Below are 14220 nucleotides of genomic sequence, written 5' to 3'. Positions count from 1 at the left end.
CTTGGAGAAGCACTATGAATCTGCAGATCAGTGGACACCACCTCGAAGTAACGCCTGCGTTGCGCGAATACGTGATCACCAAACTGGATAGGGTGCTAAGACATTTCGATCAGGTCATCGACGGCAGTGTGGTCCTCTCGGTCGACAACCACAAGGAAAAGGACAAGCGTCAAAAGGTTGAAATCAACCTGCATCTCAAGGGCAAGGACATCTTTGTCGAGAGCTGTGACAGCGACCTGTACGCTGCGATCGATCTGATGATCGACAAGCTTGACCGGCAAGTCATTCGCCATAAGGATCGTCTGCAAGGCCATGCGCATGAGGCGATCAAGTATCAACCGGCGCCGCAGCTAGACGTGCCGCCGCAATAAGGGAAACCAGAAGGCATCCTTCATTTCCCTTAACCAGCGAAACCGCCCGGAACCGGGCGGTTTTTTGTTTCCGAACGCCCTTCTCGCGCGGCGCCGCAGCATCGACCCACGCTTCAAAAGAACTCAATACGCATTGATGGCGCGCCGCACCATCCGTGGCTACCCTGTTCTATAATGTTCCGGTTACCATCGGGGTCAGGTAAGCTCAAGCGGAAATCCGTGTGCCGGAGTCCTGCGCTTTCGGACTCCAACGCGTGTCGCCGTGAGCATCAAACGAATGGAACGCCACTCAAATGCCCCAGCGAGGAGAACCCAGGCCACGTTTTCGCCTGTCAACATGAATCGTTTAGCCAAATTTCTTCCCCTCGAGAACGTCGTCGTCGGACTGTCGGTCACCAGCAAGAAACGTGTGTTCGAGCAAGCGGGCCTGATCTTCGAGAACCAGAACGGCATCGCCCGTAGCACGGTCACTGACAATCTGTTCGCGCGCGAGCGCCTCGGATCGACTGGCCTTGGTGAAGGCGTGGCGATTCCGCATGGCCGGATCAAAGGCTTGAAGCAGCCGCTCGCCGCGTTCGTCCGTCTTGCCGAACCCATCCCCTTCGAGTCGCCCGACGGTCAGCCGGTCTCGCTGCTCATCTTCCTGCTCGTGCCCGAACAGGCCACTCAACAGCACCTCGAAATCCTTTCGGAAATCGCGCAGTTGCTGTCCGATCGCGAAGCCCGCGAGCGCCTGCATACGGAAGAAGACCGCGAATCATTGCATCGCCTGCTCACTCAGTGGCAACCTTGATGCATCGGCGGTTATCCGCACGCCGGTGATCCGCCCACGTGCGGATACCGTCTGACAAGGTAAGCGGCCCGCGCTAGCGCGGCCGTTGCCTTGTCCGGCAAGCGGACCACACTGGAGTCACTGACTCATGGATACGTCCAGCATCAACGCCCAAAGCATTTTCGACGATAACGCCGCCATGCTGAAGCTCAGCTGGCTGACGGGGCATGAAGGCTGGGAGCGCGGCTTTTCTTCGGAATCGGTCGCCAATGCCACGTCGAGCGCCGACCTCGTCGGCCACTTGAACCTGATCCACCCGAACCGGATCCAGGTGCTCGGCGACGCCGAAATTGATTACTACAAGCGCCAAACCGACGAAGACCGCTCGCGCCACATGGCCGAGCTGATCGCGTTGGAACCACCGTTTCTGGTGGTGGCGGGCGGCGTCGCCGCGCCGCCGGAACTGGTCCTGCGCTGCACGCGTTCGTCCACGCCGCTATTCACCACGCCGATGTCCGCCGCCGCGGTGATCGACAGCCTGCGCCTCTACATGTCGCGCATTCTCGCGCCGCGCGCCACGCTGCACGGCGTGTTTCTCGACATCCTCGGCATGGGCGTGCTGCTCACCGGCGACTCGGGCCTCGGCAAGAGCGAACTCGGGCTGGAACTGATCAGCCGCGGCCACGGCCTCGTTGCCGACGACGCGGTCGATTTCGTGCGCCTCGGTCCCGACTTCGTCGAAGGTCGCTGCCCGCCGCTGCTGCAAAATCTGCTGGAAGTGCGCGGCCTCGGCCTGCTCGACATCAAGACGATTTTCGGTGAAACCGCAGTGCGCCGCAAAATGAAGCTCAAGTTGATCGTGCAACTGGTCCGCCGTCCCGATGGCGAATTCCAGCGCCTGCCGCTGGAAAGCCAGACCGTCGACGTGCTCGGCCTGCCGATCAGCAAGGTCACGATTCAGGTGGCGGCCGGCCGAAATCTCGCCGTGCTGGTCGAGGCCGCCGTGCGCAACACGATCCTGCAACTGCGTGGCATCGACACGCTGCGCGACTTCATGGATCGTCAGCGCCTCGCTATGCAAGACCCCGACAGCCAGTTTCCCGGCAAACTGATCTGAGTCCGCAAGACCATGCCGTATCCGCAGCCCACGGCAGGCCGCGGGTACGCGCGAGGGGACCAGATGCTATGATGAACTGTACGGTTTTCACGACCCCATGCGCATAATCCTGATCACCGGTATATCCGGCTCCGGCAAATCAGTTGCCCTGAACGCGCTTGAAGACGCAGGCTATTACTGCGTCGACAACTTGCCGCCGCGCTTCCTGCCGCAACTGGCTTCCTATCTCGCCGAGGACGGGCAAGACCGCCTCGCGGTCGCGATCGACGCGCGCTCGAGCGCTTCGCTCGACGAAATGCCCGCCATGATCCGTGACCTCTCGCGTGCCCACGACGTACGTGTGCTGTTCCTCAACGCAAGCACGCAGTCGCTGATTCAACGCTTCTCCGAAACGCGCCGGCGCCATCCGCTGTCCGGTTCCACTTCGCACGACGCCGACGTCGGCCTGCTCACCTCGCTCGCCGAAGCGATCGAACGCGAACGTGAACTCGTGGCGGGCCTGGCCGAATTCGGCCATCAGATCGACACCAGTAATCTGCGCGCGAACGTGCTGCGCGCGTGGGTCAAACGCTTCATCGAGCAGAAGGATTCGGGACTCGTGCTGATGTTCGAGTCGTTCGGTTTCAAGCGCGGCGTGCCGCTCGACGCGGATTTCGTGTTCGACGTGCGCACCCTGCCGAACCCGTACTACGATCATGAATTAAGGCCGCTCACAGGCCTCGACAAACCGGTGATCGATTTTCTCGATGCGCTGCCGGTCGTGCATGAAATGATCCACGACATCGAGAAATTTCTCGTTAAATGGCTTCCGCATTTCCGCGACGACAATCGCAGTTATCTAACCGTCGCGATCGGTTGCACGGGTGGCCAGCACCGCTCGGTGTTCATTGCCGAGACGCTCGCCGCGCGTCTCGCATCGTCGGCGAATGTCATTGTGCGGCACCGCGATGCGCCGGTCGAAGCCGGCGAATCATCGAAGCTAGTGGCTTAACCGGCCGCATCGCGCGGCCTCAACTCGAAGCGTTGCGCCATGTCTTCTACTTCTACTGTGCTTGCCGATGTGCCGCTGTTTCCGCTGCATACGGTGCTGTTTCCCGACGGACTGCTGCCGCTGAAGATTTTCGAAGCGCGCTATCTCGACATGGCGCGCGACTGTCTGCGCGAAAAAACGCCGTTCGGCGTGTGCCTGCTGAAAAGCGGCGCGGAAGTAGCGCGTGCGGAAGAGCCTTCGGTGCCCGAAGCAATCGGCTGTCTCGCTGAAATCGACGAGTGCGATGTCGAAGCCTTCGGCATGCTGCTGATTCGCGCGCGCGGCACGCGGCGTTTTCGTCTGCTGTCGCATCGCGTCGAATCGAGCGGTTTGCTGGTCGGCATGGCGGAGCCGCTCGGCGAGGACATGCCGCTCGAAGGCAACGAGCAATTGGCCAAATTCGGCGCCTGCGCGGAGGTGCTTGAGCGGATCATTGCGACGATTCGCGAGCGCGATCCGGACAGCCTGCCGTTCGCGGAACCGTTCAGGCTCGAAGATCCGTCATGGGTGTCGAATCGTCTTGCCGAAGTGCTGCCGATCGCGCTGCGCGCTCGCCAGAAACTGATGGAATTGCAGGACGCCGGCGCGCGAATCGATGTGGTTCATCACTACATGCAGCAGCATCAACTGCTCTGAAGGCGAACGCCGCGCTGTGAGCGGATTGATCAGATCAGCGAGCCCTGCAACCCGTCCAGCAGTTTGCGCACCGGCGCGGGCACTCCGAACGAATCGAGATCGCTGAGCGCGACCCACGCGGTGTCGGCGTCGCCCAATGCGGCCAGAGCACCGACTCCGCGATCCAGTTCCGCGAGCCGCGGCTCGATATCCAGTTTGAAATGCGTGAATACATGCGTGAGCGGCGCGAGCGGCGAGACCGCACCGTCGCCGCCGAACGCGCGCGCACGCTCGGCGAGCGCGGCTTCGTCGGCGGCTTCGGGCAGGCTCCACAAGCCGCCCCAAATGCCCGACGGCGGACGCTTCTCCAACATCACCGCGTTGCCGTCGCGCAGCACCAGCATCCATGTGTGGCGCGTCGGCACGGTCTTTTTCGGACGCGCCGTGGGCAGTACGCGCTGGCGTCCGGTCACGTTAGCGACGCAGTCGGCGGCGAACGGGCAGCGCAGACAGTCCGGCTTGCCGCGCACGCACAGCGTCGCGCCGAGATCCATCAGGCCTTGCGTGTACGCGCTGACATCGGCATCCGATGCGTTCGACGGAAGCAGCGATTCCGCCAGCGTCCACATCGCGTTCTCGACTTTCTTTTCGCCGGGGAAACCTTCGACGCCGAACACGCGCGCCAGCACGCGCTTCACGTTGCCGTCGAGAATCGTCGCGCGCGCGCCGAACGCGAAGGACGCGATCGCCGCCGCCGTCGAGCGGCCGATGCCCGGCAATTCCGCCAGTTCCTCAACCGATGCCGGAAACGCGCCACCATGCTGCTCGATCACGACTTGCGCACAGCGATGCAGATTGCGAGCTCGCGTGTAATAGCCAAGGCCGGCCCACAACGCCATCACGTCGTCGGACGGCGCGGCGGCGAGCGCGGCAACGGTCGGAAAACGCGCGAGAAATTTCGCGTAGTACGGAATCACCGTCGACACCTGCGTCTGCTGCAGCATGATTTCCGACAGCCAGATGCGATACGGATCGCGTGTGTTTTGCCACGGCAAATCATGCCGGCCATGTTGACGCTGCCACGCGATCAGTCGCGTGGAAAAATCGGACATGACTGGAAAAGCAGGCGCTTGCGGCGCGGCGGGCGAAGTGGAACGCGGAGTTAAGCGAGAAGGCATCGACGATTTAGCGCTGGCAGGTGGGACAGAAATACGTTGAACGCTGCCCTTGCACGATCTGTTTGATCGGCGTTCCACACACGCGGCATGGCAGTCCCGCGCGATCATAGACGAAATAGTCGAGCTGGAAGTAACCGCTTTCGCCGTTGCTGCCGACGAAGTCGCGCAACGTGCTGCCTCCCTTCTCGATCGCGGCGGCGAGCGTCACGCGCACGGCGTCCGCCAACAGCTCGTAACGCACGAGCGAGACGCGCCCCGCCGCGGTGGTCGGCCGGATGCCGGCGCGAAACAGGCTCTCCGATGCGTAGATATTGCCCACGCCCACCACGATTTCACCCGCCAGCAGCGCCTGCTTCACCGAGACTTTGCGCCCGCGCGTGAGCCGGTGCATTAGCGCGCCGGAAAACGCGGGCGAAAACGGTTCGACGCCGAGACTCGCGAGCAGCGGATGCTCGAGCACGTCGCCGGCTTCGCGCGGATGCCACAGCACCGCGCCGAAGCGCCGCGGGTCGCGATAGCGCAAAATGAACTCGTCGAAGATCCAGTCGATGTGATCGTGTTTCGCCGCGGCCGGCGGATGCGGCACGTGGCGCAGCACCCGCAGCGTCCCAGTCATGCCAAGATGCACGATGAACCAGCCCGCGTCGATTTCGAACAGCAGATACTTGCCGCGCCGCTCGACCTTGCGCACCACGTGGCCGCGCAAGGTTTTCGCAAGGTCGGCCGGAATCGGCCAGCGCAATGCGGGCGTACGCACATCCACGCGCTCAACCTTGCGCCCGGACACATACGGTTCGATTCCCCGTCGGGTAACCTCAACTTCTGGCAACTCTGGCATGTCTAACTGGTCTGCAACTTGCGTGAGTGGTTGTGCGCGTATTGTAGCGAGCGCGTTACAATCGTCCGAAACATTGAACGGATTTCCATGAACTTGTCCTTCGTGAAGCTGTTTTTCAAGCGCCCGGCTAGCGCATTCCGCGTACCGCACGCCGTGTCCGCTCGCCGGATGCTCGGTGCGGCGGCGCTCGCGGTGTGGGCGCTGGCTGCCGTGCCCGCCCACGCGCAGGACCCCTCGCCGGACTCGGACGACACCTCGGTCACCTTGCCGGACCCGCTCGGCCCGGCCTCGGCGGAAGACCAGAAGTCCCTGCCCGGCGTGCCGCTGACGAGCCAGATCGTATTCCAGGTGCTCGCCGCCGAAGTCGCGCTGCAGCGCGACCAGCCGGCGCCCGCCTATCAGACCTACCTCGCGCTCGCGCGCGACACGCACGATCCGCGCATGGCGCAGCGCGCCACCGAGATCGCGCTGGCCGCGCAGAGCCCCTCGGACGCTTTGGCCGCCGCGCAATTGTGGCAGCAGTATGCGCCGAACTCGGAACGCGCCGCGCAACTCGACGCATCGCTGCTGGTGTTGTCCGGCAAACCAGACGACGCTTCTCCGATCCTCGCGCGCGAACTCGCGCGTGTGCCCGCCGACAATCGCGGCAGCGCAATTCTGGCGCTGCAGTTGCTGCTCTCGCGCGGCCCGAACCGGATCGGCGGCCTGCACGTGCTGCAGGATCTGCTCAAGAACGACATGAACCGGCCCGAAGCGCAACTGGCCATTGCACGCCAGCAGCTCGTATCGGACGACGCGCCGGGCGCGCGCAAATCGCTCGAACAGGCGCTCGCGCTCAAGCCCGACTATTTGCCGGCAGCGCTGACGCTGTCGCAAATGGGCCCGGAAGAGCGCAAGGAAGGCATCGCTTCGCTCGAAAAGTATGTGCAGCAGAATCCGAAATCGCATGACGCGCGTCTCGCGCTCGCGCAGATGTATCTCGCGAGCGACCGTCTGGACGACGCGCAGAAGCAGTTCGAGATCATGCACAAGAACAACGCGAACGAGTTGACGCCGCTCATGGCGCTCGCGCTGATCAAGATCCAGCAAAAGAATTTCAACGAAGCGCAAGCCTACCTGACCCAGTACGCGCAGCAAGCCGAAAAAACGCCGGGCGCGGATCCGGGCCAGGCGTATATCTACCTTGCACAACTGTCTCTCGAACAGAAGAACGAAGCGGCCGCGAGCGACTGGCTGAACAAGATCTCGCCGTCGAGCCAGCAGTATGTGCCGGCGCAGATCACGCGCGCGCAACTGCTCGCCAAGCAGGGCAAGGTCGACGACGCACGTAAGCTGCTGGCTAACCTGCCGGCGCCGGACCCGCGCGACCAGGCGCTGCTCATGCGCACTGACGCGGCGATCCTGTTCGACGCGAAGCGCTACCCGGAGGCGGAAACACGTCTGCAGCAAGCCACGGCGCAGTTTCCCGACGACCCCGATCTGACCTATGACTACGCAATGTCCGCTGAAAAAACCGGCCATTACGACGTCATGGAAGCGCAGTTGCGCAAGCTGATCCAGACGCAGCCCGACAACCCGCAAGCGTACAACGCACTCGGCTACTCGCTGGCCGATCGCAATCAGCGCCTCGCCGAAGCGGACAAGCTGGTCGAAAAGGCATCCTCGTTGGCGCCGAACGACGCGTTCATCATGGACAGCGTCGGCTGGGTCAAATACCGGATGGGCGATACCTCGGACGCCATCAGGCTGCTGCGCAAGGCGTACGACATGCAGCCGAACGCTGAAATCGGCGCACATCTAGGCGAAGTATTGTGGAAAACGGGCAATCAGGATCAGGCACGCGCCGCTTTCCGCGATGCGCGCAAGCTCGAACCGGACAACGACACGCTTGTCAAAACGCTCCAACGTCTTCAGGTGAACGATCTTTGATGCGTCTTTCCCGTCTGATTTATTTTCCCCGGGCACCGCGCGGCGCGGCGCTCGCTTTCACTGCGGCAGCGGTGGTCGCCTTGGCCGGTTGTGCGTCGGTCAAACCGCAAGGGCCGTCCACGTCGAATGCCGCGACCTCCGTCACCGCGCAGACTAGCCGTGCTTACCAGGGCCGTTTCGCGGTTCAGTACAACGATCAGAACGGCCAGCAGCGCAACGCTTACGGCAACTTCACCTGGCAGGAAACCGGCGACACCGTGACCCTGCAGTTGCGCAACCCGCTCGGCCAGACGCTGGCGGTGGTGACGTCGTCGCCGGCTTCGGCAACGCTGGAGCTGCCGAACCGCCAGCCGCTCACCGCGGATAACGTCTCCACGCTGATGCAGAATGCGCTCGGCTTCGCGTTGCCGGTCGAAGGGCTGCGCTATTGGCTTCAACCGTCGCCGGCGCCCACTTCGCGCGCCAGGACCGAGAAGGATCCCGAGCAACCGTCGCGGCTGAAACAAATCACACAGGACGGCTGGACAATCGACTATCTGGCTTATGCCGACGCGCCGGCAATCGGCGTGAAGCGAGTCAACCTGAGTCGTTCGGAACCGCCGCTCGACATCAAGCTCGTGCTGGATCAGTAACCCGCGCCACCTCACTCACTTTTTCGCGCGCGACCTTGCCGCTTCTTCGGCGCCATCTGGCGCATGCAGCCTCGACTCATGATTGAAACGACCGATTCGCTGCGCGATTGCCTCGCTCCAGCGAAACTCAACCTCTTCCTGCACATCACCGGCCGCCGGCCTGATGGCTATCACACGCTGCAAACGGTCTTCCAGTTGCTCGACTGGGGCGACACGCTGCACTTCACGCGACGTGACGACGGACTCATCACGCGCAGCACCGAAATCGCCGACGTGCCGCCGGAACACGACCTGACCGTGCGCGCCGCGACACTGCTCAAAGCGCATACGGGCTCGCCTGAAGGCGTCGATATCGAAATCGACAAGCGGCTGCCGATGGGCGCCGGCCTTGGCGGCGGCAGCTCTGATGCTGCGACGACGCTGCTCGCCCTGAATCGTTTGTGGAAGCTCAATCTGCCGCGCCTCGAATTGCAGGCGCTGGCATTGAAACTTGGCGCCGATGTGCCGTTTTTTGTTTTCGGAAAAAATGCGTTCGCCCAGGGTGTCGGAGAAGCTTTAGACGTTGTACAATTGCCGCCGCGCCATTTCTTAGTAGTGACGCCGAGGGTTCATGTTCCGACTGCAGCGATTTTTTCTGAAAAAGCGTTGACAAGAGATTCAAAACCCCTCACAATTACGGACTTTCCTGCAGAACTTAGCTGCAACACTGAATGGCCAGAAAGTTTCGGCCGCAATGACATGCAGCAGGTTGTCGTAGGAAAATACGCGGAAGTAGCGCAAGTGTTGCGATGGTTTGAAAACGTCGCGCCAGCGCGGATGTCTGGATCAGGTGCAAGTGTTTTTGCCGCGTTCCGCAGTAAAGCTGAAGCAGAAGCGGCGCAAGCCAAACTGCCAGCCGAATGGAACAGCGCAGTGACTGCAAGTCTCGATCAGCATCCACTCTTTACTTTCGCGTCATAAGTTTTGCATCGTCGAACGCTCCTCGTTCGGTGAAGCTCAAAGTTAGTGTAGGGGAGTCGCCAAGTTGGTTAAGGCACCGGATTTTGATTCCGGCATTCGAAGGTTCGACTCCTTCCTCCCCTGCCAAAAATTCTCGCATTTCCCTCGCCCCCAGCCTGAAGTAGGTGCACGATGAGCAGCCATGACGGCCTGATGGTTTTTACTGGCAACGCAAATCCCGCGCTTGCACAGGAAGTCGTCAAAATCCTCGGTATTCCCCTCGGCAAAGCAATGGTTAGCCGTTTCTCGGACGGTGAAATCCAAGTCGAGATTCAGGAAAACGTGCGTGGCAAGGATGTCTTCGTCCTGCAGTCCACATGCGCACCGGCGAACGACAATCTGATGGAACTGATGATCATGGTCGATGCGCTCAAGCGCGCATCCGCCGGCCGGATCACCGCAGCCATCCCCTACTTCGGTTATGCCCGTCAAGATCGTCGCCCGCGTTCCGCGCGCGTCGCCATCTCGGCGAAGATCGTGGCGAACATGCTGGAAATCGCCGGCGTCGAGCGGATCATTACGATGGATCTGCACGCCGACCAGATTCAAGGCTTCTTCGACATTCCGGTCGACAACATCTACGCTACGCCCGTGCTGCTCGGCGATCTGCGCAAGCAGAACTACGAGAACCTGCTGGTCGTTTCGCCGGACGTCGGCGGCGTGGTGCGTGCCCGGGCTTTGGCCAAGCAACTGAATTGCGATCTCGCGATCATCGACAAACGCCGCCCGAAGGCGAACGTTGCCGAAGTGATGAACATCATCGGTGAAGTCGAAGGCCGTACCTGCGTGATCATGGACGACATGGTCGACACCGCCGGCACGCTCTGCAAGGCAGCACAAGTTTTGAAGGAACGTGGCGCGAAGCAGGTGTTTGCGTACGCCACGCACCCGGTTCTGTCGGGTGGCGCAGGCGAGCGTATCGCCGCTTCCGCACTCGACGCACTCGTTGTCACGGATACGATCCCGCTCGGTGACGAAGCCCGCTCGTGCGCGAAGATCCGTTCGCTGACCAGCGCCGGCCTGCTTGCCGAAACGTTCTCGCGGATTCGCCGCGGCGATTCGGTGATGTCGCTGTTCGCTGAAAGTTAAGTATTTGCGAAGGCGCAGCGCGCCGCTTTACGCGGCACACTGCGCTTTTGCACAATCGGCATGAACGAACGAAGGTTCGTGCCGCAGCTCTGGGGCCTCAGCCATCTGGCTTGGAGGCCCCGTTTTTACTGCCTGGTCGCGGGCAGTGCATTGGAGATTCAAAATGAAAGTAGTCGCTTTCGAGCGTTCTTTGCAAGGTACGGGTGCGAGCCGCCGCCTGCGTAACTCGGGCAAGACCCCGGGCATCGTATATGGCGCTGGTGCTGAAACGCAATTGGTCGAACTGGACCACAACGCGCTGTGGCACGCGCTGAAGAAAGAAGTTTTCCACTCGTCGATTCTCGATCTGGAAGTGGCAGGCAAGTCGCAACAGGTTCTGCTGCGCGACGTGCAATACCACCCGTTCCGTCAGCTCGTGCTGCACGTGGACTTCCAACGTGTCGACGCGAAGAAGAAGCTGCACACCAAGGTGCCGCTGCACTTCATGAACCAGGAATCGAACCCGGCAGTGAAGCTGTCGAGCGCGGTGATCTCGCACGTCATCAACGAAATCGAAATCGAGTGCCTGCCGTCGGCACTGCCGGAATTCCTCGAAGTCGATCTGGCGACGATCGAAGCAGGTCACTCGGTCCATGCTAAAGACATCAAGCTGCCGGCAGGTGTGTCGCTGGTTGCTCACGTCGAAGCAGAAAACCCGGTGGTCGCTGCTGCAACGATCCCGGCTGGCGCAATCGCTGAAGGCGACGCTGCTGCTGCAGGCGAAGGCGAAACGCCGGCTGCTTAAGGGCGCCTCAGGCAAAGAGCAAGAAATCCTCTCGATCCGTTTCAATGAAACGGTCGATGTGACCCGCCGAGGTTCGCCCCGGCGGGTTTTTTTTTGGTTTTTTTCGGCCCGGCTGCGTTCAGCTTCCAGGCCAGACGGACCTACGCAAACATGATCAAGCTGATCGTCGGCCTCGGCAATCCGGGCGCCGAATACACCGCGACGCGCCACAACGCCGGCTTCTGGCTGGTCGATCAACTGGCGCGCGAAGCAGGCACGACGTTGCGCGACGAGCGGCGTTTCCATGGCTTCTATGCCAAAGCGCGGCTGCACGGCGAAGAAGTGCATCTGCTGGAACCGCAGACGTATATGAACCGTTCGGGCCAATCGGTCGTGGCAGTTGCGCAGTTCTTCAAGATTCTCCCCGACGAAATTCTGGTCGCGCACGACGAGCTCGACCTGCCGCCCGGCAGCATCAAACTCAAGCTCGGCGGTGGCAGCGGCGGACACAATGGGTTGAAGGACATCACCGCGCATCTGTCGTCGCAGCAGTACTGGCGGCTGCGGATCGGCATCGGCCATCCGCGGGACCTGATTCCAGAGAGCGCGCGCGCCGGCGCCAAGCCCGACGTCGCCAACTACGTGCTGAAGCCGCCGCGCCGGGAAGAACAGGACGTGATCGATGCTTCGATCGAGCGCGGGCTCGCCGTCATGCCGCAAATCATCAAGGGCGAGCTGGAACGCGCGATGATGCAACTGCATCGCAATCCGTAGACTGTCCAGCTGGAACCGGGTTGCCGTAACGCCATCGGCAGCAACAATCTTGTTGGGAGGAGAATCGCTTGAGCCGCTATTGGAGTGATATCGTTCACCGTCTAACGCCGTATGTGCCGGGCGAGCAGCCCGTGGTCGCGCATCCGGTCAAGCTGAATACCAACGAGAATCCGTATCCGCCGTCGCCGCGAGTGCTCGAGGCGATCCGGCAGGAACTCGGCGACGCGGCCGATTCGCTGCGGCGCTACCCCGATCCGACGGCGCAAAAGCTCCGCGAAACGGTTGCCGCGTACCACGGCATTCGCGCGGAACAGGTGTTTGCCGGCAACGGCTCGGACGAAGTGCTGGCACTCACGTTTCAGGCCTTGCTCAAGCACGACAAACCTCTGCTGTTTCCGGACATCACGTACAGCTTCTATCCGACGTACGCGCGACTTTTCGAGGTCGACTACCGGACCGTTCCGCTCGACGACAGCTTTGCGATCAACGTCGACGACTATAAGTCGCCGAATGGCGGCATCCTGTTCCCGAATCCGAATGCGCCGACCGGCCGTCCGCTGCCGCTCGCCGATATCGAGCGTCTGGTGGCGAGCAATCCCGATTCCGTCGTGGTGATCGACGAAGCCTACGTGGATTTCGGCGCCGAATCGGCCATCTGTCTGATCGACCGCTATCCGAATCTGCTGGTCGTTCAGACCGTGTCGAAGTCGCGTTCGCTGGCAGGAATGCGCGTCGGCTTTGCGTTCGGCAACCGGGAGTTGATCGGCGCGCTGAACCGCGTGAAGGACAGCTTCAACTCGTATCCGCTGGACCGTCTCGCGCAAGTCGCCGCCGCGGCGGCGTACGAAGACGACGCGTGGTTTCGCGACACCTGCGCCAAAGTCATGGCAAGCCGCGAGCGATTGGCCGCGGGGCTGACGGCGTTGGGCTTCGAGGTGGTGCCGTCGGCGGCGAATCTGCTGTTCGCTCGCCATGAGGGCTACGACGCCGCAACGCTCGTACTGCGACTGAGGGAAAAGGAGATTTTCGTGCGCCATTTCAAGGCGCCGCGCATCGACCAGCATCTGCGAATCTCGGTCGGCACCGACGCCGAATGCGACGTTCTGCTGGACGCGTTGCGCGAGATCTTCAGCGCGTACGTGGGATAGGACCGCGTAAAAGCGTCACTGCCCCCCAAAAAAACGGCGAGGCATAAAAGCCTCGCCGTTTTTTTAGACTTCGTACCTCAAGCGCCCTTCGCGGCCTGCAGCGCGTGGTACTTGGCCATCAAGCCATCAGGCGTCTCCAGATGGTCGGGGTCGCGCGGAATACACTCGACCGGGCACACCTGAATACACTGCGGCTCGTCGAAATGCCCAACGCACTCGGTACATTTCTTCGGGTCGATTACATAGATTTCCGGGCCCATCGAGATTGCGTCGTTCGGGCACTCGGGCTCGCATACGTCGCAATTGATGCACTCGTCGGTAATCATCAAGGCCATACTTCTCTCACTTCACGCCGGCCGCAGCCGGCTTTTATCCGTCGAACCGACAGTTTACGCCGGTTACGGTTGTCCCGCCGACGCGCCGCTCGCCGGATCCATCGCGGCGACCTTTTCCGTCAACCATTTCTCGACCGACGGGAACACGAACTTGCTGACATCGCCGCCGAGTTGCGCAATTTCACGCACGATCGTGCCCGAGATGAACTGGTACTGATCGGACGGCGTCATGAACATGGTTTCGACGTCAGGCAGCAAATAGCGATTCATGCCGGCCATCTGGAACTCATATTCGAAGTCCGACACGGCTCGCAGGCCGCGCACGATCACGCGCGCGTTATTGGTGCGCACGAAATCCTTCAATAGCCCCTTGAAGCTCATCACCTGAACGTTCGGGTAGTGCCCGAGCACTTCGTGAGCGATGTCGAGACGCTCTTCGAGCGTGAAAAAAGGCTTCTTGTTGCGGCTATCGGCAACGCCGACCACCAGCGTGTCGAAAATGCTCGACGCGCGCCGAACGAGGTCTTCGTGACCGCGCGTCAGCGGGTCGAACGTGCCCGGGTACACGGCGACTACCATGAGACTTCTCCTCTCTTCAGACAAAGGGGCACGTCAAAGCGTCCACGCGAC

Annotated in this window: 16 protein-coding genes and 1 tRNA gene; 13 read left to right on the top strand and 4 right to left on the bottom strand. The window is 61.6% G+C overall.

What is annotated here, in order from left to right:
• The first annotated feature begins 14 nt into the window (after positions 1–14).
• The 5 genes from hpf (at position 15) to BPHYT_RS02880 (ending at position 3926) form a co-directional block, all read left to right on the top strand.
• Positions 15–371 carry a ribosome hibernation-promoting factor, HPF/YfiA family gene (gene hpf, locus BPHYT_RS02900; RefSeq protein ID WP_012431658.1) on the top strand — a complete coding sequence of 119 codons (357 nt, stop codon included), beginning with the start codon at positions 15–17 and terminating at the stop codon, positions 369–371.
• 277 nt (positions 372–648) lie between these two features.
• Positions 649–1164 carry a PTS sugar transporter subunit IIA gene (locus tag BPHYT_RS02895; RefSeq protein WP_012431657.1) on the top strand — a complete coding sequence of 172 codons (516 nt, stop codon included), beginning with the start codon at positions 649–651 and terminating at the stop codon, positions 1162–1164.
• Positions 1165–1291: 127 nt separating this feature from the next.
• Positions 1292–2260 carry an HPr(Ser) kinase/phosphatase gene (hprK, locus tag BPHYT_RS02890; RefSeq protein WP_012431656.1) on the top strand — a complete coding sequence of 323 codons (969 nt, stop codon included), beginning with the start codon at positions 1292–1294 and terminating at the stop codon, positions 2258–2260.
• A 97-nt stretch (positions 2261–2357) separates the two neighbouring features.
• A complete protein-coding gene (gene rapZ / locus BPHYT_RS02885) occupies positions 2358–3251 on the top strand; it encodes an RNase adapter RapZ (RefSeq protein ID WP_012431655.1) in 894 nt (297 codons plus the stop codon).
• 39 nt (positions 3252–3290) lie between these two features.
• Complete coding sequence (locus tag BPHYT_RS02880; protein ID WP_012431654.1) at positions 3291–3926, top strand: LON peptidase substrate-binding domain-containing protein; 636 nt, start codon at positions 3291–3293, stop codon at positions 3924–3926.
• A 29-nt stretch (positions 3927–3955) separates the two neighbouring features.
• Here the strand turns inward: BPHYT_RS02880 and mutY are convergent, their stop codons facing one another.
• Together mutY and mutM are read right to left on the bottom strand one after the other, a co-directional pair.
• Complete coding sequence (mutY, locus tag BPHYT_RS02875) at positions 3956–5083, bottom strand: A/G-specific adenine glycosylase (RefSeq protein ID WP_193372814.1); 1128 nt, start codon at positions 5081–5083, stop codon at positions 3956–3958.
• Between the two features lie 7 nt (positions 5084–5090).
• The gene (gene mutM / locus BPHYT_RS02870; protein ID WP_012431652.1) at positions 5091–5921 is read right to left on the bottom strand and encodes a bifunctional DNA-formamidopyrimidine glycosylase/DNA-(apurinic or apyrimidinic site) lyase; all 831 of its coding nucleotides are present in this window, start codon (positions 5919–5921) and stop codon (positions 5091–5093) included.
• Positions 5922–6008: 87 nt separating this feature from the next.
• Between mutM and BPHYT_RS02865 the strand changes: the two genes are divergently transcribed.
• The 8 genes from BPHYT_RS02865 to hisC all read left to right on the top strand — a co-directional run bounded on the left by BPHYT_RS02865 (position 6009) and on the right by hisC (position 13255).
• On the top strand, positions 6009–7850 hold the full coding sequence (locus tag BPHYT_RS02865; RefSeq protein WP_012431651.1) for a tetratricopeptide repeat protein: 1842 nt from the start codon (positions 6009–6011) through the stop codon (positions 7848–7850).
• The gene (gene lolB / locus BPHYT_RS02860; RefSeq protein ID WP_012431650.1) at positions 7850–8482 is read left to right on the top strand and encodes a lipoprotein insertase outer membrane protein LolB; all 633 of its coding nucleotides are present in this window, start codon (positions 7850–7852) and stop codon (positions 8480–8482) included. Before BPHYT_RS02865 ends, lolB begins: the two co-directional genes overlap by 1 nt.
• Before the next feature lie 78 nt (positions 8483–8560).
• Positions 8561–9442 (top strand): 4-(cytidine 5'-diphospho)-2-C-methyl-D-erythritol kinase, encoded by an 882-nt coding sequence (ispE, locus tag BPHYT_RS02855; protein WP_012431649.1) that lies wholly within the window; start codon positions 8561–8563, stop codon positions 9440–9442.
• 49 nt (positions 9443–9491) lie between these two features.
• A tRNA-Gln gene (locus BPHYT_RS02850) sits at positions 9492–9568 on the top strand.
• A 45-nt stretch (positions 9569–9613) separates the two neighbouring features.
• The gene (locus BPHYT_RS02845) at positions 9614–10570 is read left to right on the top strand and encodes a ribose-phosphate pyrophosphokinase (protein WP_012431648.1); all 957 of its coding nucleotides are present in this window, start codon (positions 9614–9616) and stop codon (positions 10568–10570) included.
• A gap of 163 nt (positions 10571–10733) precedes the next feature.
• Positions 10734–11354: a 50S ribosomal protein L25/general stress protein Ctc gene (locus BPHYT_RS02840; RefSeq protein WP_012431647.1), complete on the top strand. Its 621-nt coding sequence runs from the start codon at positions 10734–10736 to the stop codon at positions 11352–11354.
• Between the two features lie 150 nt (positions 11355–11504).
• Entirely contained in the window at positions 11505–12107 is a 603-nt protein-coding gene (pth, locus tag BPHYT_RS02835) for an aminoacyl-tRNA hydrolase (protein ID WP_012431646.1), read from the top strand.
• Between the two features lie 68 nt (positions 12108–12175).
• Positions 12176–13255 (top strand): histidinol-phosphate transaminase, encoded by a 1080-nt coding sequence (gene hisC / locus BPHYT_RS02830; RefSeq protein WP_012431645.1) that lies wholly within the window; start codon positions 12176–12178, stop codon positions 13253–13255.
• 77 nt (positions 13256–13332) lie between these two features.
• On the opposite strand, the gene BPHYT_RS02825 is transcribed toward hisC, so the two are convergent.
• Positions 13333–13590 carry a YfhL family 4Fe-4S dicluster ferredoxin gene (locus tag BPHYT_RS02825; protein WP_012431644.1) on the bottom strand — a complete coding sequence of 86 codons (258 nt, stop codon included), beginning with the start codon at positions 13588–13590 and terminating at the stop codon, positions 13333–13335.
• A gap of 63 nt (positions 13591–13653) precedes the next feature.
• The gene (gene coaD / locus BPHYT_RS02820; protein ID WP_012431643.1) at positions 13654–14169 is read right to left on the bottom strand and encodes a pantetheine-phosphate adenylyltransferase; all 516 of its coding nucleotides are present in this window, start codon (positions 14167–14169) and stop codon (positions 13654–13656) included.
• Positions 14170–14220 lie beyond the last annotated feature (51 nt).

It is taken from the genome of Paraburkholderia phytofirmans PsJN, from assembly GCF_000020125.1.
Classification (GTDB): Bacteria; Pseudomonadota; Gammaproteobacteria; order Burkholderiales; family Burkholderiaceae; genus Paraburkholderia; species Paraburkholderia phytofirmans.
Note: the sequence above shows the minus strand (reverse complement) of the source record. Positions and strands in the feature narration are given on the sequence as shown.

Excerpts from the sequence above, each read along its gene's own strand:
- BPHYT_RS02865 (WP_012431651.1), top strand. The coding sequence starts at position 6,009 with ATGAACTTGTCCTTCGTGAAGCTGTTTTTCAAGCGCCCGGCTAGCGCA.
- rapZ (WP_012431655.1), top strand. The coding sequence starts at position 2,358 with ATGCGCATAATCCTGATCACCGGTATATCCGGCTCCGGCAAATCAGTT.
- hpf (WP_012431658.1), top strand. The coding sequence starts at position 15 with ATGAATCTGCAGATCAGTGGACACCACCTCGAAGTAACGCCTGCGTTG.
- lolB (WP_012431650.1), top strand. The coding sequence starts at position 7,850 with ATGCGTCTTTCCCGTCTGATTTATTTTCCCCGGGCACCGCGCGGCGCG.
- ispE (WP_012431649.1), top strand. The coding sequence starts at position 8,561 with ATGATTGAAACGACCGATTCGCTGCGCGATTGCCTCGCTCCAGCGAAA.
- mutM (WP_012431652.1), bottom strand. The coding sequence starts at position 5,921 with ATGCCAGAGTTGCCAGAAGTTGAGGTTACCCGACGGGGAATCGAACCG.
- hprK (WP_012431656.1), top strand. The coding sequence starts at position 1,292 with ATGGATACGTCCAGCATCAACGCCCAAAGCATTTTCGACGATAACGCC.
- coaD (WP_012431643.1), bottom strand. The coding sequence starts at position 14,169 with ATGGTAGTCGCCGTGTACCCGGGCACGTTCGACCCGCTGACGCGCGGT.
- BPHYT_RS02880 (WP_012431654.1), top strand. The coding sequence starts at position 3,291 with ATGTCTTCTACTTCTACTGTGCTTGCCGATGTGCCGCTGTTTCCGCTG.
- mutY (WP_193372814.1), bottom strand. The coding sequence starts at position 5,083 with ATGCCTTCTCGCTTAACTCCGCGTTCCACTTCGCCCGCCGCGCCGCAA.
- BPHYT_RS02840 (WP_012431647.1), top strand. The coding sequence starts at position 10,734 with ATGAAAGTAGTCGCTTTCGAGCGTTCTTTGCAAGGTACGGGTGCGAGC.
- pth (WP_012431646.1), top strand. The coding sequence starts at position 11,505 with ATGATCAAGCTGATCGTCGGCCTCGGCAATCCGGGCGCCGAATACACC.
- BPHYT_RS02895 (WP_012431657.1), top strand. The coding sequence starts at position 649 with ATGGAACGCCACTCAAATGCCCCAGCGAGGAGAACCCAGGCCACGTTT.
- BPHYT_RS02845 (WP_012431648.1), top strand. The coding sequence starts at position 9,614 with ATGAGCAGCCATGACGGCCTGATGGTTTTTACTGGCAACGCAAATCCC.
- BPHYT_RS02825 (WP_012431644.1), bottom strand. The coding sequence starts at position 13,590 with ATGGCCTTGATGATTACCGACGAGTGCATCAATTGCGACGTATGCGAG.